The 14,864-nt window shown below is 65.9% G+C and carries 16 protein-coding genes and 4 pseudogenes; 10 read left to right on the plus strand and 10 right to left on the minus strand.

The annotated features are described in order from the left end of the window. Positions 1–3: 3 nt before the first annotated feature. Positions 4–216: a hypothetical protein gene (locus ACIRJT_RS18705; RefSeq protein ID WP_403910505.1), complete on the minus strand. Its 213-nt coding sequence runs from the start codon at positions 214–216 to the stop codon at positions 4–6. Between the two features lie 818 nt (positions 217–1,034). Between ACIRJT_RS18705 and ACIRJT_RS18710 the strand changes: the two genes are divergently transcribed. Beyond that, positions 1,035–2,216: an alpha/beta hydrolase family protein gene (locus ACIRJT_RS18710; protein ID WP_403910507.1), complete on the plus strand. Its 1,182-nt coding sequence runs from the start codon at positions 1,035–1,037 to the stop codon at positions 2,214–2,216. Positions 2,217–3,627: 1,411 nt separating this feature from the next. On the opposite strand, the gene ACIRJT_RS18715 is transcribed toward ACIRJT_RS18710, so the two are convergent. The 4 genes from ACIRJT_RS18715 to ACIRJT_RS18730 form a co-directional block, all read right to left on the minus strand. Further along, on the minus strand, positions 3,628–4,026 hold the full coding sequence (locus tag ACIRJT_RS18715) for a hypothetical protein (RefSeq protein ID WP_403910509.1): 399 nt from the start codon (positions 4,024–4,026) through the stop codon (positions 3,628–3,630). A gap of 65 nt (positions 4,027–4,091) precedes the next feature. Then, positions 4,092–4,613, minus strand: a complete 522-nt coding sequence (locus tag ACIRJT_RS18720; RefSeq protein WP_403910595.1) for a transposase — start codon at positions 4,611–4,613, stop codon at positions 4,092–4,094. Further along, positions 4,610–5,149 (minus strand): winged helix-turn-helix domain-containing protein, encoded by a 540-nt coding sequence (locus tag ACIRJT_RS18725; protein ID WP_403910511.1) that lies wholly within the window; start codon positions 5,147–5,149, stop codon positions 4,610–4,612. Before ACIRJT_RS18725 ends, ACIRJT_RS18720 begins: the two co-directional genes overlap by 4 nt. Positions 5,150–5,413: 264 nt before the next feature. Then, positions 5,414–5,851 carry a hypothetical protein gene (locus ACIRJT_RS18730; RefSeq protein WP_403910512.1) on the minus strand — a complete coding sequence of 146 codons (438 nt, stop codon included), beginning with the start codon at positions 5,849–5,851 and terminating at the stop codon, positions 5,414–5,416. Between the two features lie 49 nt (positions 5,852–5,900). Here ACIRJT_RS18730 and ACIRJT_RS18735 point away from each other — a divergent pair. From ACIRJT_RS18735 to ACIRJT_RS18755, 5 genes and pseudogenes are all read left to right on the plus strand, one after another. Next, positions 5,901–6,855 (plus strand): annotated as a pseudogene (locus ACIRJT_RS18735) (RHS repeat-associated core domain-containing protein); the annotation flags it as partial. Positions 6,856–7,609: 754 nt separating this feature from the next. Then, positions 7,610–7,810: pseudogene (locus tag ACIRJT_RS18740) on the plus strand (hypothetical protein); the annotation flags it as partial. Positions 7,811–7,905: 95 nt separating this feature from the next. Then, positions 7,906–8,157 (plus strand): hypothetical protein, encoded by a 252-nt coding sequence (locus tag ACIRJT_RS18745; protein ID WP_403910608.1) that lies wholly within the window; start codon positions 7,906–7,908, stop codon positions 8,155–8,157. Positions 8,158–8,172: 15 nt separating this feature from the next. Further along, positions 8,173–8,388, plus strand: coding sequence for a hypothetical protein (locus tag ACIRJT_RS18750; protein WP_403910514.1), 216 nt, complete (start codon positions 8,173–8,175; stop codon positions 8,386–8,388). Positions 8,389–8,419: 31 nt separating this feature from the next. Further along, positions 8,420–8,563: pseudogene (locus ACIRJT_RS18755) on the plus strand (XRE family transcriptional regulator); the annotation flags it as partial. A 64-nt stretch (positions 8,564–8,627) separates the two neighbouring features. Here ACIRJT_RS18755 and ACIRJT_RS18760 read toward each other — a convergent pair. Beyond that, positions 8,628–9,134, minus strand: a pseudogene (locus ACIRJT_RS18760) (transposase); the annotation flags it as partial. Positions 9,135–9,523: 389 nt separating this feature from the next. On the opposite strand from ACIRJT_RS18760, the gene ACIRJT_RS18765 reads away from it, so the two are divergent. Beyond that, on the plus strand, positions 9,524–10,387 hold the full coding sequence (locus tag ACIRJT_RS18765) for an IS5 family transposase (protein WP_403910516.1): 864 nt from the start codon (positions 9,524–9,526) through the stop codon (positions 10,385–10,387). Here ACIRJT_RS18765 and ACIRJT_RS18770 read toward each other — a convergent pair. Beyond that, positions 10,381–10,887 (minus strand): hypothetical protein, encoded by a 507-nt coding sequence (locus ACIRJT_RS18770; protein WP_403910517.1) that lies wholly within the window; start codon positions 10,885–10,887, stop codon positions 10,381–10,383. The genes ACIRJT_RS18765 and ACIRJT_RS18770 overlap by 7 nt on opposite strands. Positions 10,888–11,121: 234 nt before the next feature. Here ACIRJT_RS18770 and ACIRJT_RS18775 point away from each other — a divergent pair, with 234 nt between their 5' ends. After that, positions 11,122–11,841 carry a hypothetical protein gene (locus ACIRJT_RS18775; protein WP_403910597.1) on the plus strand — a complete coding sequence of 240 codons (720 nt, stop codon included), beginning with the start codon at positions 11,122–11,124 and terminating at the stop codon, positions 11,839–11,841. Between the two features lie 101 nt (positions 11,842–11,942). On the opposite strand, the gene ACIRJT_RS18780 is transcribed toward ACIRJT_RS18775, so the two are convergent. Further along, positions 11,943–12,377 (minus strand): transposase, encoded by a 435-nt coding sequence (locus tag ACIRJT_RS18780; protein ID WP_403910519.1) that lies wholly within the window; start codon positions 12,375–12,377, stop codon positions 11,943–11,945. Positions 12,378–12,451: 74 nt separating this feature from the next. Here ACIRJT_RS18780 and ACIRJT_RS18785 point away from each other — a divergent pair, with 74 nt between their 5' ends. Further along, on the plus strand, positions 12,452–12,847 hold the full coding sequence (locus ACIRJT_RS18785) for a contact-dependent growth inhibition system immunity protein (protein WP_257135053.1): 396 nt from the start codon (positions 12,452–12,454) through the stop codon (positions 12,845–12,847). Between the two features lie 47 nt (positions 12,848–12,894). Here ACIRJT_RS18785 and ACIRJT_RS18790 read toward each other — a convergent pair whose 3' ends face one another. Further along, a complete protein-coding gene (locus tag ACIRJT_RS18790; protein ID WP_403910522.1) occupies positions 12,895–13,749 on the minus strand; it encodes an IS5 family transposase in 855 nt (284 codons plus the stop codon). Positions 13,750–14,181: 432 nt separating this feature from the next. On the opposite strand from ACIRJT_RS18790, the gene ACIRJT_RS18795 reads away from it, so the two are divergent. Next, a complete protein-coding gene (locus tag ACIRJT_RS18795) occupies positions 14,182–14,280 on the plus strand; it encodes an Imm1 family immunity protein (RefSeq protein ID WP_403910599.1) in 99 nt (32 codons plus the stop codon). A 94-nt stretch (positions 14,281–14,374) separates the two neighbouring features. Here the strand turns inward: ACIRJT_RS18795 and ACIRJT_RS18800 are convergent, their stop codons facing one another. Next, positions 14,375–14,785 carry a DUF6228 family protein gene (locus ACIRJT_RS18800; protein WP_403910601.1) on the minus strand — a complete coding sequence of 137 codons (411 nt, stop codon included), beginning with the start codon at positions 14,783–14,785 and terminating at the stop codon, positions 14,375–14,377. Between the last annotated feature and the right edge of the window lie 79 nt (positions 14,786–14,864).

Below are 14,864 nucleotides of genomic sequence, written 5' to 3' on the forward strand. Positions count from 1 at the left end.
GGCCTACAGGTCGAGGACCGCCCACACCCTGCGCCCGTCCTCCGCCGTGTCCGTCCCGCACGACACCGCACCCAGCCCGGTCAGCTCTGGCAGCGCCGCCGTGCCTGCGGCCGCGAGGCCCGGCAGGTGGGAGAGCGCAACGATCAACGCCTGCCGATCCTGGTCCGCGAGGTGCACGGACACACGCCGGCCGCCATCCGCGACCGCAGTACGCACCAGCAGCTCCGTCAGTCCAGCCGCGGCCTCGTCAGCCTCTCGGTAACCCCAATCGTGCAACTGCCCCAACACCCACCCCGACGCCTTCCGCGCAGCCCACGGGGCGGCCTCCAACGACCAGTTCGCCGAACGCCGGTTCCGCACCAGCATCCGCGCCCGTCCCGTCCCCTCCAGGCTCGTCTCCGGGCGCGGCGGCGAAATCGGCCGCTTTGGTGGCGGTGGAGTCTTCGGCGGGCAGTCCGGAGTGTGTTCCGACACGATGGGCTCCCAGCTTCGGCGAACGTCCATCGTAAAACGACTGATACCGCTCCGGGGCAGAACTGCATCGCAGGGTGGCACCACTGATAACACGACGCCGTCGACACCTCGCCGGGGCGCCCCGACTCACGCCCCGGTGGATGGTCACCTCCGCTCGCACGGAGACCACCGGCGTACCTCGGCGAGCAACGCACGCAACCACGGCTCACCTCCGCTCCCGCGGAGAGCACGACCGGGCAGGGGCGGGGAAGGCTGGGCTACTTGACGATGGCACGTGCGCAGGATGGGGGCGGCGGCCGTCTGCCAGATCGCCCCGGGGATGGCGACGCCGGCACCGGGGTGCTGAAGTTGCTCGCCGGTCAGGGCGAGCAGCGCGCAGGTGGCGATGGTGAGCCCGAGATAGCCGGCTCACCTCCGCGCGAGCGATGGTGAGTCGGCCGACTGATCGTGCCCTCGGGTGGATCGGCAAGCGCGCGACGGAACCCCTCCCGCTATTGGTCCAGACCAAATATGGTGTGGCTGGATACCTCCCCCGATCGCCCTCCTCCGAGGAGATACCGGTGTTCACCCGACGCGCAGCGCTCACCGTCGCCCTCGCGGCCCTCGGCTCCGGCGCACTGCCGACCGCCGCCGCCGCTCTCCCTCGCTCCCCGGCCACCACCCCGCCGGTCACGCGCGCCGTGCTGCCGCGTCCCACCGGCAGGCACTCCGTCTCCACCCGCTCCCTGCCGCTCACCGATCTCGGGCGCACTGACCCGTTCGACTCGCGTCCCGGCCCCCGCAGGCTCATGGTGCAGCTCTGGTGCCCCGCCGGGTCCCGGGCTCCCTCGCCCCACCGCCGTAACCCCGTCGCCCCCTACACCGACCCGGGTACCGCCGCGGCGCTGGAGGGTGACTGGGGAATGCGGCCGGACGTGCTGAAGGACGTCGGCACGCACGCCCGTTCCGGAGGCCGCCCGACCCCCGGGACCCGTTCGGCCGTGGTGCTGAGCCACGGACGCGGCGCCTCGCGCATCCTCACCAGCGGCCTGGCCGAGGAACTCGCCTCTCACGGTCACCTCGTCGCGGCCGTCGACCACACCTACGATGCCGCAGCCGTCCGCTTCCCCGACGGCCGCCTGGTGCTCGGCGCCCTGCCGGCCGAACCTGAGGACTGGGACGCCCAGGACCGGCTGGAAGTCGCCGTGCGCGCCGCGGACCTGCGCTGCGTCGCGGATGCGCTGTGCCGTCGCACACGCCCCCTCGCCGGGGGCGCCGTCCAGCGCATCGGACTGCTCGGCCACTCCCTGGGCGGTGCCGCCGCAGCCGAGGCCATGCGGACCGACCGCCGATTCGTTGCCGGGCTCGACCTGGACGGCGGCCTGTTCGGCACCACGGTGGCCGTGACCGGGCTCGACCGGCCCTTCCTGCTGCTGACCTCCTCACCGGACCACGAGACATGGGCGCGGTGGCGGGACCACCATCGAAGTTGGGGTCGTCACTTGCATCTGACGGGCGGCGGCCACCTCTCGGCCACCGATGTGCCCGCCCTCGCGGCCGCCGCCGGGCTCCGGGAGCGGTGGCCCGAGCCGCTGTTCAGCGACTACCTCGGCACGATCGCACCGCACCGGGCAGCGACGGTCACCCGCGCCTGTGCCACCGCGTTCTTCGACCGGTTCCTGCTCGGGCTCCACCGACCGCTGCTCGACGCCCCCACCCACCGCTATCCCGAACTCCGGTTCCTCTGGACGCAGGAAGCGTGAACCGGCCGGGAGGCCAGGTCCAGGAGCACAGCTCCGGGGCCTGAAGGCGGGCGACACGAGGGGATTTCGGCTCTTGTCGGCAGGCCACCAATAATTGGTCTGTATCTATCGGGGCGGAAGAGCGGCATGAGCGACCAAACCATCTCGATAGCAGTCGAACTGCACGGCGGACCAGTGGATGGGCAACCCCCTCCGTGACCCTCACGGATGATGAGAACCCCTGCGCTGCGCTTCTTGACGACGGCTGCACCTTCCCGGGCGGCAGGAGCATCTATGCGCCCGACATCAACGGCCGCTGGGTGTGGCAGGACGACCAGCCAGCTGATACTCCGTGACTCCGCCCGCATACCCCCGGCACCACGTCAGCACCCGGAGGACAAGTGGTGAACCGCATTCGCATGACAGCTGCGTGGCTGGCTGACCTCGCGGCAGCTTTGCTGGGTAGGGATGAGGAGGTGCTCCTCGGAGTCCTTCAGCAACCTGACTATCCCGTGCGCATGTCATGTCCGATCTGTGACGAGCGCCCGGAAAGCGTCGTGTCCTGTGGATGCACCCGTGCCAGGACAAAACTAGAACCCGTCTTTGAACGGCCCGTCGTCCGGTCAAGGTCAGGCCAGCACCTGAGGGGGCAGCAGACGATCAGGCATGGCCCGAATTGGATCCGCTTGAGGATGCGCCAGGGCATGCAAATTCATTCACCAGCGGAATCACGCAGGAAAAATCAATTGACGCCATCACCGATTGGCGTCGAGGAAGCAGTGCGAATATACACTGGCAGTGATCATCGGGCGGTTGGTATCAAGACCCTTCGGGCATCCATTTGAGTGAGCGTATCGAGGTGAACGGCAAGGATCTGCCGGTTCCGATTACTACTTCCGTCGTCGCCATCCTCAACAATTTTCCAACCCTTTCCCGGAAGGCTGGCCGCAAGGTTCTTCATAGCAGTTTCTAGGCGGTCGTTGCTCACCCCATAAAGAGACCAGGGATGCCTGACCATCCGACCATCCTGGACTTCACGAGAGCATGTGAAAGATCGCGGCCCCAACTCCGTCGTCTTCCCTTTCGTGGCCATCATGTCCATGATCTCGCTGGACCGATTTGCTATCTCGACCTCGACTTCCGGACCGGAACACCGCTCTAGGGTATTTCCCTCACCACTGCCTGACATCGAGCACCCCGCCATCAGTATCGCCGACATCGCTACGACGCCTATGAGTATCTTCGCAGATTTCGGGTTCAATTATCTATTCTTCCTTCAATGTCGCATCGCCGTATTCTCCGACTATTACATTGGCTTGATTCTTCAGGCTCACCGAGGGGCCATCTACGCCTGCATCCCAGAAGGCCCCATGGTCTCTTGCGTCACTACTGAACTTGAACTCGTGATGTCGGTCGACTCGTGGTGGCGGCCTCAGGGTCCGAGATGCCTGCTGTTACCGGCTCGGGGCCAGGACGAAGGCTGTAGCCAGCGCCGCGCCGCGGCGAGATTCACCTCGACGTCATCGCTCCAAGAGCAGACCTCCAGCCATGAGAGGTAGCCACCTTGCGCGAAGACCAGGACCTCGCCAGGGCACTCGCCGGTTTCGGTGAACAGCTGCATGTCGGCAGCCACGACGATGCCGGGGCCCGTTGGCGCGGGCTCCACCACGTCGGCATCAAGGTCGAAGTAGGCAGTGCCGCACCCGCACTTACAGCGGGATTTCATCCTGAGGTGGGGCACCTGCCGTCGGAGGGCGACGTGAATAGGCTCGTCCGGGTTCAGGACGAGGTCAAGCACGTCGGCTATGTCCTCGGACAAGCTGTCAGTCATGTCGCCACCGTAGCTGACCAGCAGCTTTGGGCCTCAGGCCAATTTCGTGTCCGTCGACCCGACGCTCACAGGGCCAGCTCGGTGCCGGCGAGGCAGCCGTCGATGACCTCCGGCCGGTACTGCAGCATCTTCAGTTTGCGCTTCACCGCGCGGGTGATCTGGCCGAGGTCGGCCGCAGCCAGGTTGCCGATGTCACGCTTGACCAGCGACCAGGCGCCTTCGGCCGGGTTGAGGTCTGGGGCATAGGTGGGGAGCTGGAAGACGGTGAGCCACTCGGCGTTCGCGTCGATGAACTCGCGCATGCCGGCTGTCAGGTGCAGGCGGACGTTGTCCCGGACCAGCACGATCGGTCCGCCGAGCTGGAGGCGAGCGCGGAGGATCAGGTCGCGGAAGTCGCGCCAGCCGAAGCCTTTCGGCTCGTCCTTGCGGCCCCGGTATTCGCGGATCGCGTAGATCAGCCGGGACCGCTGGCCCGGCTTGTAGCAGGCCATACCTGCCATCGACACGCGCCCTGAGCCGCGGCCCCTCACCCTCACAACCGGGGTCTGCCCGATCCGGCCCCAGGTCCTGGCGCGAGGCGGAGTCATCGACTGCCCGGCCTCGTCCTCGAAGACGATCCAGGCCCCGCGCTCCGCCGCGGTGCTTTTACCCGCGGCCAGGTCTCCTGCTTCCACACCTCGACCGCGTCGTCGTCGCGCTCGATCGCGCGCCTGGCGGGCTGCTGCCAGCTCCAGCCGTGGCGCTTCAGCAGCCGCCAGGTGCCCTCGACCGTGTAGGAGACGTGGAAGAGCCGGCCGATCAACGTCTTGATACGTGCAAGGGTCCAGCGCTGGTCCGCCCAGCCGTGAGCCAGCGGGCCATACTCCAACTCCCGCTCCAGTCTGGCGATCTGGGCTTCACTGAGTCGAGGTCTTCCCGGCGACCCCCTTGACAGGACTCCCGTCTCGCAGCTCTCGCGCCAGGCGCGGCGCCACCGCTCGACCGACCGCAAGCTGATCCGCAGGGCAGCGGCAATCTCTGCGTTCTTCCGCCCGCCCGCAAAACGCTCCACGGCCTGGAGCCGCAACCGCTCCCGCGTCGTCCTCTCGGCGTCGGTCAGCCCGCCGCCCTGCGCATACCTCACACCCAACGGCTACCTGTGCCGATGGCCAGCTGTCAGGCGAACGGCACCGACATCACTCAATCAAGTTCAGTAGCGTTCATCCCATTCTTTCCACTTCCCACTCCGCACTGTGCCCTGCGGGGTGACTGCGTACCTCGGCGGTTCCTGCTGGCGAATTCCATCGAGTTCTGATTGGTAATTCCCTCGGGTCTCCGCGAACGCAGCTCGGTTGGCTTCGTCGCGGATGTCTGCCGGCAGGCCGCCCATAGCGCCCACCGATACCGGCTATATGGCGATGTAGTCGGCGCGCTGGTCGTCCGTCAGGCCCTTCCACCACGCTGCGTTGTCTGCGGGACCACCGCCCTTCGGAGGGACGGGAAGTGCGGCGAGGCAGTCTCCGGCACTCTGGCGCACGCCGCGCATGTCTTTTCCAACATCTGCCCAGTCACGGTCAGAGACGGTCAGGTCGTCGCCAGCCTTCAGAGCTCGCAGTTTCGGTGCCCACTTCTCGTCTACGGCTGTCGCTTCCTTCAATGCGCGAGCGATACGGCTGGCGATTGCTTGCGCGCGGCCGAAGTGGGTGTTGAGGTCGAACAGGGCCGCTTGGTCGTAGATGCCCTGCGCCGCAGAATCAGTCGTACCGTCCGCTGTGCCGCCAGCGGGGATCTCACCGTCGGCCTTTTCCGGGCCTGCCGGATACGTCACGGATCCGTCGGAATCCACAGTGAATTTCTCAGAATGCGCATCCGCGAGTGCCGACTCAACTATGCGGCAGTACTGCTACGACCTCGCGGGAAACCTCACCTCGCAGGGCGTGGACAAGGGCTGCCCGCGCGGCACCACCTACACGGTCAACGACGCCCAGCAGATCACCGCGAAGGACGGCTCGACCACGAACTGGTCCTACGACAAGATCGGCAACGAGACCGCCGGCGCCTCCACCCCGGAGGCCACCCGCACCGGCGTCAGGTGGACCGACTATTCGCAGATGACGTCGATCACGACCGGCGGCAAGACCTATGCCGGGCAGTACGGCTCCACCGACCAGTCCGAGCGCATCAAGCTCGGCGACACCTTCTTCCACAACGGGCCCCTCGGCCTGGCCGCCACCTCAACAGCCGGTGTGGACACGGGATTCAACCGCGAGCCCGGGGGCACGCTGAACTCCATGACCCGCGGGGCGAAGAACCACTACCACCTGACCGACGCACTCGGCAGCGTCGTCGCCCTGACAGACGAAGCCGGCACCAAGGTCAACACGTACGCCTACGGTCCCCGCGGCGTCCAGCGCACCACCACCACCGAGACGGTCCCCCAGCCCTACCGCTTCGCCGGCGGCTACCAGGACCCCACCGGCCTCTACCACTTCCCGGCCCGCTTCTACGACCCCAACATCGGCCGCTTCACCACCCCCGACCCCTCCGGCCAGGAACAGAACCCCTACCTCTACGCCGCAGGCGACCCCGTCAACAACATCGACCCTTCGGGCCTTTGGATGGCTTCAGAAAGCAGGAGACTTCCTGAGCGATCACGAGAATAGGGTGGGAGCTGCTGTCGGCTGCATTAGCGGAATTGGTGCCGCAGCCGAAACGGGAGTCATCCAGGCCGCAAGCATTTTCGGTGGCCCCCTCGGGACGGTAGGCGCGGTAGCTGCCAGCTGCGCGGTTGGTAGCACAATGGGCTACGCAGGCATGGGACATAATCAGCTACGGATGATTGTGCGGTAGTGCCGATAGCTCGTTGGCCACAAACTCTGTCGCGGCAACGGATTCATCCGTTGCCGCGACTAAGGGCAAGCATGCAAGAATATGGAGTTCAGGGTGAACGATAAGGTCAAGCTGCAAGTATTCTCCGTCGTTTGCGTTGTGATATCTATCGCGGCATTGGTGGCTGGCGTGCAGACAGGTGACGGGATGTATCTTTTCTTGGGGGGCATGGGACTGCTAGGGATTGCTCTGCTTCCCTTCGCGGTAATACGCAAAGAAAAACGTAGTTCCTAATCCGCTAGTTAGCCGGTCGCCGCAGGTCAGCGGGGGTGGGGCAGCGGGTCCGGGAAGCCGACGCCTCTTTCTCCGTTACAGCCGCGGCAGAGGGCCCTCCGCATTCATCCGAGGCGGTTGTCGGGTCCGCTGGCTGCCGGGGTTGCCGTCCACGTCGGCCGGGTCATTGCCGGGCTTCCGGACGACGCCAACGCCCCTACGGAGGGGGAGGTGTACGTCCGTGTCGACACTGGGTTGGTCGTCGAGGTGCTGGCCGGGTCGGGCCGACACGGCACGCTGACTATTGTGCGGGTCCGCTGACCACGTTCCGGGCCGGCAGGTTCCTCCAGCGTCGGCGCTGAGCAGGACGTATGCACGGCCGATCATCGCCCGGTAGCCCGTCCCGACGCGCTCCTGGTAGGGGTGTCGCCGGTCCAGTCCCACCGGTCGGGGTCGTCGGGCCGGGCCTTGAGTCGGACCGGCCGCCGGGCCCGTACAGGCCGTGATTGCTGATCAGGAGCGCACCGTCGGCGCGCTCCTCGGCAGTGTCGTCGCCCTGGCCGACGAGACCGGAACCAAGGTCAACACCTACGCCTACAGCCCCAGCGGCGTCCAGCGTGCCACCACCACGGAGCAGGTCCCCCAGCCCTACCGCTTCGCGGCCCGCTTCTACGACCCCAACATCGGCCGCTTCACCACCCCCGACCCCTCCGGCCAGGAACAGAACCCCTACCTCTACGCGCAGGCGACCCCGTCAACAAGATCGACCCCACCGGACTTCTCAGCCTGGGCGGATTCGTGGACAAGGCTGGAACAGCATTCGACATCGGCGGAGTCGTGGGTGATTTCGCCAGTGGTGATACGAAAGCGGGCTTTGCCGGGCTGGCGGGCATGGCTGGTGGCGCGCTCGTCGAGGCCGCCAGCGGGGTTACAGCAGCCACTTTCGGCGTCACCACCGGTGGCGTGGGCCTTGCGGTCCGAGCCGACTGCTACGCAGCGACGAAAATCGGGAATTATGTCGCCGAAGACTTTACCAACAGGCAATTCTAGACCAGGAGACCCATCATGATTGTCGCTGTCGTGCTCGTCCTGCTCGGAGTGCTGTTCGTCGCCATCGGAATCTACGCATCCCGGGCGCAAGGCAGAATGATCGCGGCGCGACAGGACGAGCGCAACGCGGTGATCGGCAAGTCGGTCACCCGAGTCCTCTTCCTGGGAGTAGGCGTGGTCTGCTTCATCGCGGCCGGCGCGTATGCCGTGGGTGAGATCTCCAGGAGTTGATGGCAAGGCACCAAACCCAGTCGTGACGGCCGCTCAGGAGCAGGACGCCACCAACCGACTCCAAGAGATCGCGGCCGGAGCGCCCAAGGAGGTGTACTTCCAGGATGGCGGCCGCCTCGTCGGAACCGTGAACGAGGTGTGCTTCACCGTCATCGAGCACTTCGCGTCCGACCTACGGACGAGCGCCGTGAACAGCCTGTGCGCCCCGAACCGTCAACGGTCCGGGGCTCGCTGGGCAAGCCGGCGGTCGAGTCCTGCACGCTGGCCGCGGTGACCAGTACGCCGAGGAGGAGTCCGACGGTGTCGATGACGATGCTCCGCTTGCGGCCGACGATCTTCTTGCCCGCGTCGATGCCTTGCCCGGTGGCGGGGACGTTGGTGGAGGTCTTGATGCTCTGGGAGTCGATGACGCAGTTGGGCGGTTCGTCGTCCCGGCCTTTCCGCCTGCGGACTTGGCGTCGGAGGAGGCTGTTGAGCTGGTCGAGTACGCCTTCTTCCTGCCAGCGGGCGAAGTGGGCGTAGACGGTTTTCCAGTGGGGGTACTCGTGCGGCAGATAGCGCCAGGGGATCCCGGTGCGGTTCACGTAGAGGACCGCGTCCAGCAGGCTTCGCAGGCCGTGATTCGGTGGCCTGCCGATGTCCAGTCCGCGGCCTCGGCGCTCTGCCCGCCAGGCGGTCAGGACCGGCTCGGCCAGCTCCCGTCGGGCATCGGAGAGGTAACTTGGACAGCGACGGCGCTCAGTCATGATTCTGGAGTGCCGGCCGGCCGCGGATCCGGCCCAGGCACATGCATCAGGCGCGCGAAGCGAACGGTGCACGACGGCGCGTCCTGGGATGAGGCAGGAGGAATGCGGGCGAGACCACGGCATCAACACCCTACTGGCACCACCGGGACCTCGAGAAGCTCCCATCTCACCCAAGCCGAGTCGCATAGCACCTGAAACTGCATCAAGTGTTGCGTAAGCACCCTCTGAAAGAGCGTTTTGTCCTGTCGGGGGCGCTTCATCGCAGATCAGGTGACGGACCGTTTCGTGTCGACTGGGCAGTCCCTTCGCTCCTGTCTGATCCCAACGCGCCTCCGGTCGCACCGGTTTGCGCCCTGTGGCGGGGCGGCGGCCATCTGTACTACAGAAGCATGCCTCGTAAGCAGCGGCCCTATCCGAGTGACCTGTCCGATGCCCGTTGGGGACTGCTGGAACCGACTCTGACAGCCTGGCGGGCCGAGCGGAGAGGGAAGGGCCTGGACATCGGGCGGCCACCCGAGCACGATCTGCGCCGGATCACGGACGCCATCCTCTACGTCGACCGGACCGGGATTCCCTGGCGGTACCTGCCGCATGACTTCGCCCCATGGGAGACGGTTTACGGGTACTTCGCCGCCCGGCAGAAGGACGAGGTCTTCGGCCAGCTCAACGGTCTCCTGCGGCGACTGGTCCGGGAGGCCGAAGGTCGCGACGCCGGGCCGAGCGCCTGCGTCCTGGACGCCCAGAGCATCAAGACCTCGGCCAATGTGCCCGCGGCCGGCCAGGGCATTGACGCGGGCAAGAAGATCGCGGGCCGCAAACGGCACATCGGCGTCGACGCGCTCGGTCTCCTCCTGGCCGTGCTGGTCACAGCCGCCAACGTTTCCGACAGCGTCGGCGGCAGTCAGGTTTTCTCGAGCATCGTCTCAGACCATCCCCGTGTCACGAAGGCGTGGGCCGACACGGGCTACCGCACCAAGGTCATCGACCACGGCGCCCGCCTCGGCGTCGACGTCGAAGTCACCCGCCGCGCCCCCGCTCACAAGGGCTTCGAGGTGATTCCGCGGCGCTGGGTCGTCGAGCGGACCTTCGACTGGCTCATGCACCACCGCCGCGTCGTCCGCGACTACGAAACCCAACCGCACCGCTCTGAAGCCATGATCAAGCTGGCGATGGTCGACCTGATGAGCCGCCGGCTGACCGGGCAATCCCCCCCCCGAACTGGCGCGATACCTGAACTCCGAGTGCGTCAATGAAACGGGTGGGAGCGTTGGCTCGGACTGGGAAGGTGAAAGCTCACCCCGTTCTCGTCGAGCGCGTTGAAGATGGACACGCGACCCGCCTCGAAGGCGAAGCTGATGTCGACGTTTCCCTGAGCGACGTCCCCGCCCGTCCATTCGAGCAGTTCGGCCCCCTTGAGTGGCAGCCCCCGCAGAGCCTGCAGCTCGGGAAAAGGCTCGCGGCGCCACTGCAGGTCGAAGCCAGGCCACCGGACTGGACAGGTGGGGTCGATCATGTTCCAGGTCAGGGAGAGATCGCCCAGCTTCTGATGGTTGATCTCGACCTGCTGGCCATCGAAGCCGAACAGCACCGGGCAATCGCAGAACCACTCGTCATCCCTGACGTCCCAGACCATCCAGACCCTAGTGAGCGTCCGGCCAGCAAGACCAAGCAGACGGTGCCCATGCTCCTGCACGACGTCGCTACGACCGTCCAACCATGCTGGCTGGTAGCCCGCGATGCCGAAATCGAACATGACGTCATCTTGCCAGAGCCACCCTTCTTCGGATCAAAGCAGTCCCGAGCGGCGACCAACCGTCGACTTCGCAAACAGCCCTGCCGGGACAAAAAGCTCTTTCAGGCCGTGTCTCACGTGGCGGGTTCGAGAAGTTTCGTCCCTGAGTGGTGACTGCCCTGGCGCGACTATACGAGGCCGATCACGCCCAAGAAATGATTATGCCGCTGCATGGCGTTAGCCGATCATGTAATGATGACCGACCAGTTGGCGATTAGTACCTTGACCTTGCAGCACAGGTTCTCGGACGACTGGGCGGCCGACCCATGGGCCGAGGTGCGCCCCCTGATCGATGGCGTGGACGTTCTGAAGGCAGTCCACCCGGAAGGGATGGCACTCAGTCGTCGGCACTGGACAGGTCCTGCCGAGAGCTGGCCGCTGGCGGTCACGGAGGAGCCGCGCAGGGTCAACATCGCCGAGCCGCCCTGCACCGCCGGCTGCTGCGGCGCTCTGTACGTCACCATGCGCCGCGAGGGAGACCGGGTGATCTGGGATGCCTGGGAAAACACCAGCAACGTCATTGCGGTGCCCGCGGACCTCTGGTTCGATGCCGCCCAGTACGAAGCCGAACTCGCACGGGCCGCAGCCGACCGCAGCTGGGAAGAGCCGGTCGACACCGTCGCCCGGCTGCTTCATCAGACCCTTGAGGGCAGCGGCTGGTTCGAGCGGTGGGGCTGCGTCCTCACGAATGTGTCGCCACGACGCGAGGAGCCCGACATGCCCGAGGGGCTCACCAGTCCCGAGGGGGTCGATGTCAACTTCCACGAGGTTCAGGCATCCGGGGCGCGTGCACGTTCTTACTGGTACGAGTTGTTCACCACCCGCGAGCAGCCCGTGGAGGAGCAAGTACGGCAGCTCGCGGCCCGCATGATGACGGACGACCCGCGCATGACTGCTGAGCTTGAAGGACACTGAGGACCAGGTGCGGGACGCGCGAGCTGAGAGAGGCCACGTCCTCGACAGAGTCTGCCCCTGCCAAGGCGGCTTCGGCCTGGTCGATTCCTTGCGAATGGGTCTCACAAGGGGAGTTTGGCGAGTCTCATGTAGCAGGCCAGGGTGGCGGCGAGGCCAAGGAAGGCGCGGAGGGGGCTGCCTTTCGCCCGCACCGAGGCGGCATCGACGATCGCGGACGACCGGTCCGGCCCCCGGACGCCGAGCTTGCCCAGCACCGCCCGATGCGAGCTGTGCCACAGCCCGGCCTCGGTCCACAGGGTGAACCGACGGTGCGTGGTGGCCGACGAGACCTCGAACGGCCCTGGTAGACACCGCCACGCGCACCCGCTCGTCAGCACGTACACCACGGCCGTGATCACTGCCCGCTCGTCCACCGGAGCTTTCGCCCCCCACCTTGCAGGCGGGACTTGAACCTTGGCAGCAACGGAGCTGTCAGCTCCCACAGCTCGTCCGGCACCAACAGACGCGACAAGCTGACCTTCACGATGCGGCAACATGCCGCATCGTAGAAGCACCACGTGAGACGAACCCTCAGACCGCGTTTGAGATCTGCTCGTAGGACAATCGACCGGTGACGCACCCCTTGAATCGTGACCGCTCGCTTGAAGAGCTTGAACGCGACCGCTGGCCAGCCCCGACAGCCGACGACACCCGTCTTGTCACTACCGCACACGCCTTGCGGCGTCGGCCGATCGGCGAGCTGACCGTCGAGGACAGGCGCTTGTTGATCGGGCAGGACATCGGCCTGCCCTACCTCCTGCCACTGGCAGTGGAGGTACTGCGGGAGAACCCGATGGCAGAGGGGCACATGTACGAAGGTGATCTGCTGTCTGCAGTCCTCACCAGGAACCCATCGGTCTGGGTCGAGTTCCCCGAACTCGGCAGAGAGCTTCGCGGGATCGTCTCGAAGTTGACTGGCCTGGCCACTGACCTGCAGCAGAAGGTTGAGCGCTTCCTGGATCCATAGAGCACCGACGAAGGAGGTTCCCCCTCGAAGGGACGGTCGGCGCATTTTTACGTAACGTTTCGCAGGAGCGAGCGCGCGCCGGGACGCGTCGCCGGTCCGCCACGGGTGAGTCGGCGGACCATGATGCCGATCATTGCCCAGCGGATCATGGTCTCTGAGCGGGCCGGGCTGGTCTCGTAGTCACGTGCGAGGCGGCGGTGGGCAGTGAGCCACGAGAAGGTGCGCTCGATCGCCCATCTCTTGGGCTGGACCTGGAATCCGCGCTGGTCCGGGGCCTTGCGCACGATCTCCAGATCGCGGCCGAGGATCGTGCGTAACCACTGCACGAGGCGGCCGGCGAAGCCTTGGTCCGCCCAGATCCTCTGCACGCCCGGATGGTCCAGGCGTGTCCACAGCAACGAACGCTTCGCGCCGTCGCGGTCCTGGATGCTCGCCGCGACTACGTGAACCGCCAGCAGCAGGCCCAGGGTGTCCGTGACAATGAACCGCTTGCGACCCTTCACCTTCTTACCCGCGTCGAAGCCCCGAGTGCCCGCCGGGACCGTATCGGCCGTGCGTACGGATTGTGAGTCGATCAGCCCGGCGCTCGGCTCCGCGGCACGGCCATCAGCCTCACGGACCCGGCCGCGCAACGTGTCGTGGACCCGCTCGACGGTGCCATCGTCGTGCCACCAGGTGAAGTACCAGTACACAGTGGGCCAGGGCGGGAAGTCCTTCGGCAGCTGGCGCCAAGCGCACCCGGTCCGCACCACAGAGAAGATCGCGTCCACGATCCGCCGGCGTGGGTGCTTCTCCCTTCGCCCGCCCTTCGGCCCGGCCCTCGCCGCAGGCAGCAACGGTTCGACCAGCTCCCACTGCTCCTCCGCCAGATCCGACGGGTACCCACCCCCAGAGTCACTCACGCAAGGCTCAACGACCCCTCCCGCACCGGGACACGACAGATCTCAAACGCGGTCTCAGAAGATGGAATAGACAGTAATGGGCATGCTCGGAATTGCGGCGGTGTATCGACGCGAGCACAGTGAGAATCCTCAAATTCTCATTACTCCCGAAGACGTTGACGAAATGATTAATATTCTCCTGGGGGTGGCATCACGGAATAGGTCGCTCGAATGTACTCGCTGGACCGCCCCCGCCTTCCCTCTGGAGTCCTTGACCGCTCCTTCATGATTGGAGTTCGCGCAGACCGAAGGGCTGGTGTTGTGTCATCGGCCGACGGGGACTGCGAAGTGCCAAACGTCGTTTCCGTCGGGAACCGAGAACTAGGCCGAGGACCTGTGTACTGCTGCCAAAATGGCAGCTCCTTCGACTTTCCATTGTTCTCATAAATCCCGATCGAAGAAGTGCGGGAAGTCGCAAAAGACTTCGTCGCCTCCGACGGAAGGCGCCCTGGCTGCGTCAACTGGGATGTAGCCGGATATCACCATCAGTAGTCACGAGTCGATTGCTGTCACGGAACCCTGGACGGGCAGGGGACCCTAAGGCGTCGTCTCACGTGGTGGGGGCGCGGTATCGGGGCTCGTCCAGCTACTCCGCAACGCTCGCAATGAACGTGTGGATTTCGGCGGTGAGGTTGCGCATGTCCTCCCCTGCCGCGTGCGCCGTGTTGGTCTCGAACTGCCATTCCTCGGAGGGCGCCCGGTCGCGGATGCCCCAGGTCAGTTGGACGCGGCCCCCAGGGTGGTGTTCCGCTGAGATGGCCAGGTCGTAGCAGAGGGAGTGCCACGTGCGCACTCCTTCCCAGCCCCGGAAGTCTTCGGCAAGTGATGCGAGGAAGGTGTCGAGTCCGTCGCCGTCCCAGGTCTCCACCAAGGTCTCGACATTCCCCCAGGGCCCGTGGGCCCTGACTAGGAAGTCGAGCGTTGGTTCGTCTTCATACCGTCGGGCCGGGTCCGAGAGCAGTAGGCGTGCGGGCCCGGAACCTCCCACCTGAACCATAGGGAGGCCGGCGCCGTCGTAGTCGATCACGCGATCAGGTTAGAAGACCGGGCTGGGCAGCCGTCGCACTCTCGGGAGG

It is taken from the genome of Streptomyces sp. NPDC102283 (assembly GCF_044766265.1).
GTDB lineage: Bacteria > Actinomycetota > Actinomycetes > Streptomycetales > Streptomycetaceae > Streptomyces.

Bases quoted from the DNA above. Each gene is read 5' to 3' on its own strand.
- ACIRJT_RS18780 (WP_403910519.1), bottom strand. From the start codon at position 12,377: ATGTTGCCGCATCGTGAAGGTCAGCTTGTCGCGTCTGTTGGTGCCGGA.
- ACIRJT_RS18715 (WP_403910509.1), bottom strand. From the start codon at position 4,026: ATGACTGACAGCTTGTCCGAGGACATAGCCGACGTGCTTGACCTCGTC.
- ACIRJT_RS18770 (WP_403910517.1), bottom strand. From the start codon at position 10,887: ATGTTCGATTTCGGCATCGCGGGCTACCAGCCAGCATGGTTGGACGGT.
- ACIRJT_RS18800 (WP_403910601.1), bottom strand. From the start codon at position 14,785: ATGGTTCAGGTGGGAGGTTCCGGGCCCGCACGCCTACTGCTCTCGGAC.
- ACIRJT_RS18720 (WP_403910595.1), bottom strand. From the start codon at position 4,613: ATGACTCCGCCTCGCGCCAGGACCTGGGGCCGGATCGGGCAGACCCCG.
- ACIRJT_RS18775 (WP_403910597.1), top strand. From the start codon at position 11,122: ATGACCGACCAGTTGGCGATTAGTACCTTGACCTTGCAGCACAGGTTC.
- ACIRJT_RS18750 (WP_403910514.1), top strand. From the start codon at position 8,173: ATGATTGTCGCTGTCGTGCTCGTCCTGCTCGGAGTGCTGTTCGTCGCC.
- ACIRJT_RS18765 (WP_403910516.1), top strand. From the start codon at position 9,524: ATGCCTCGTAAGCAGCGGCCCTATCCGAGTGACCTGTCCGATGCCCGT.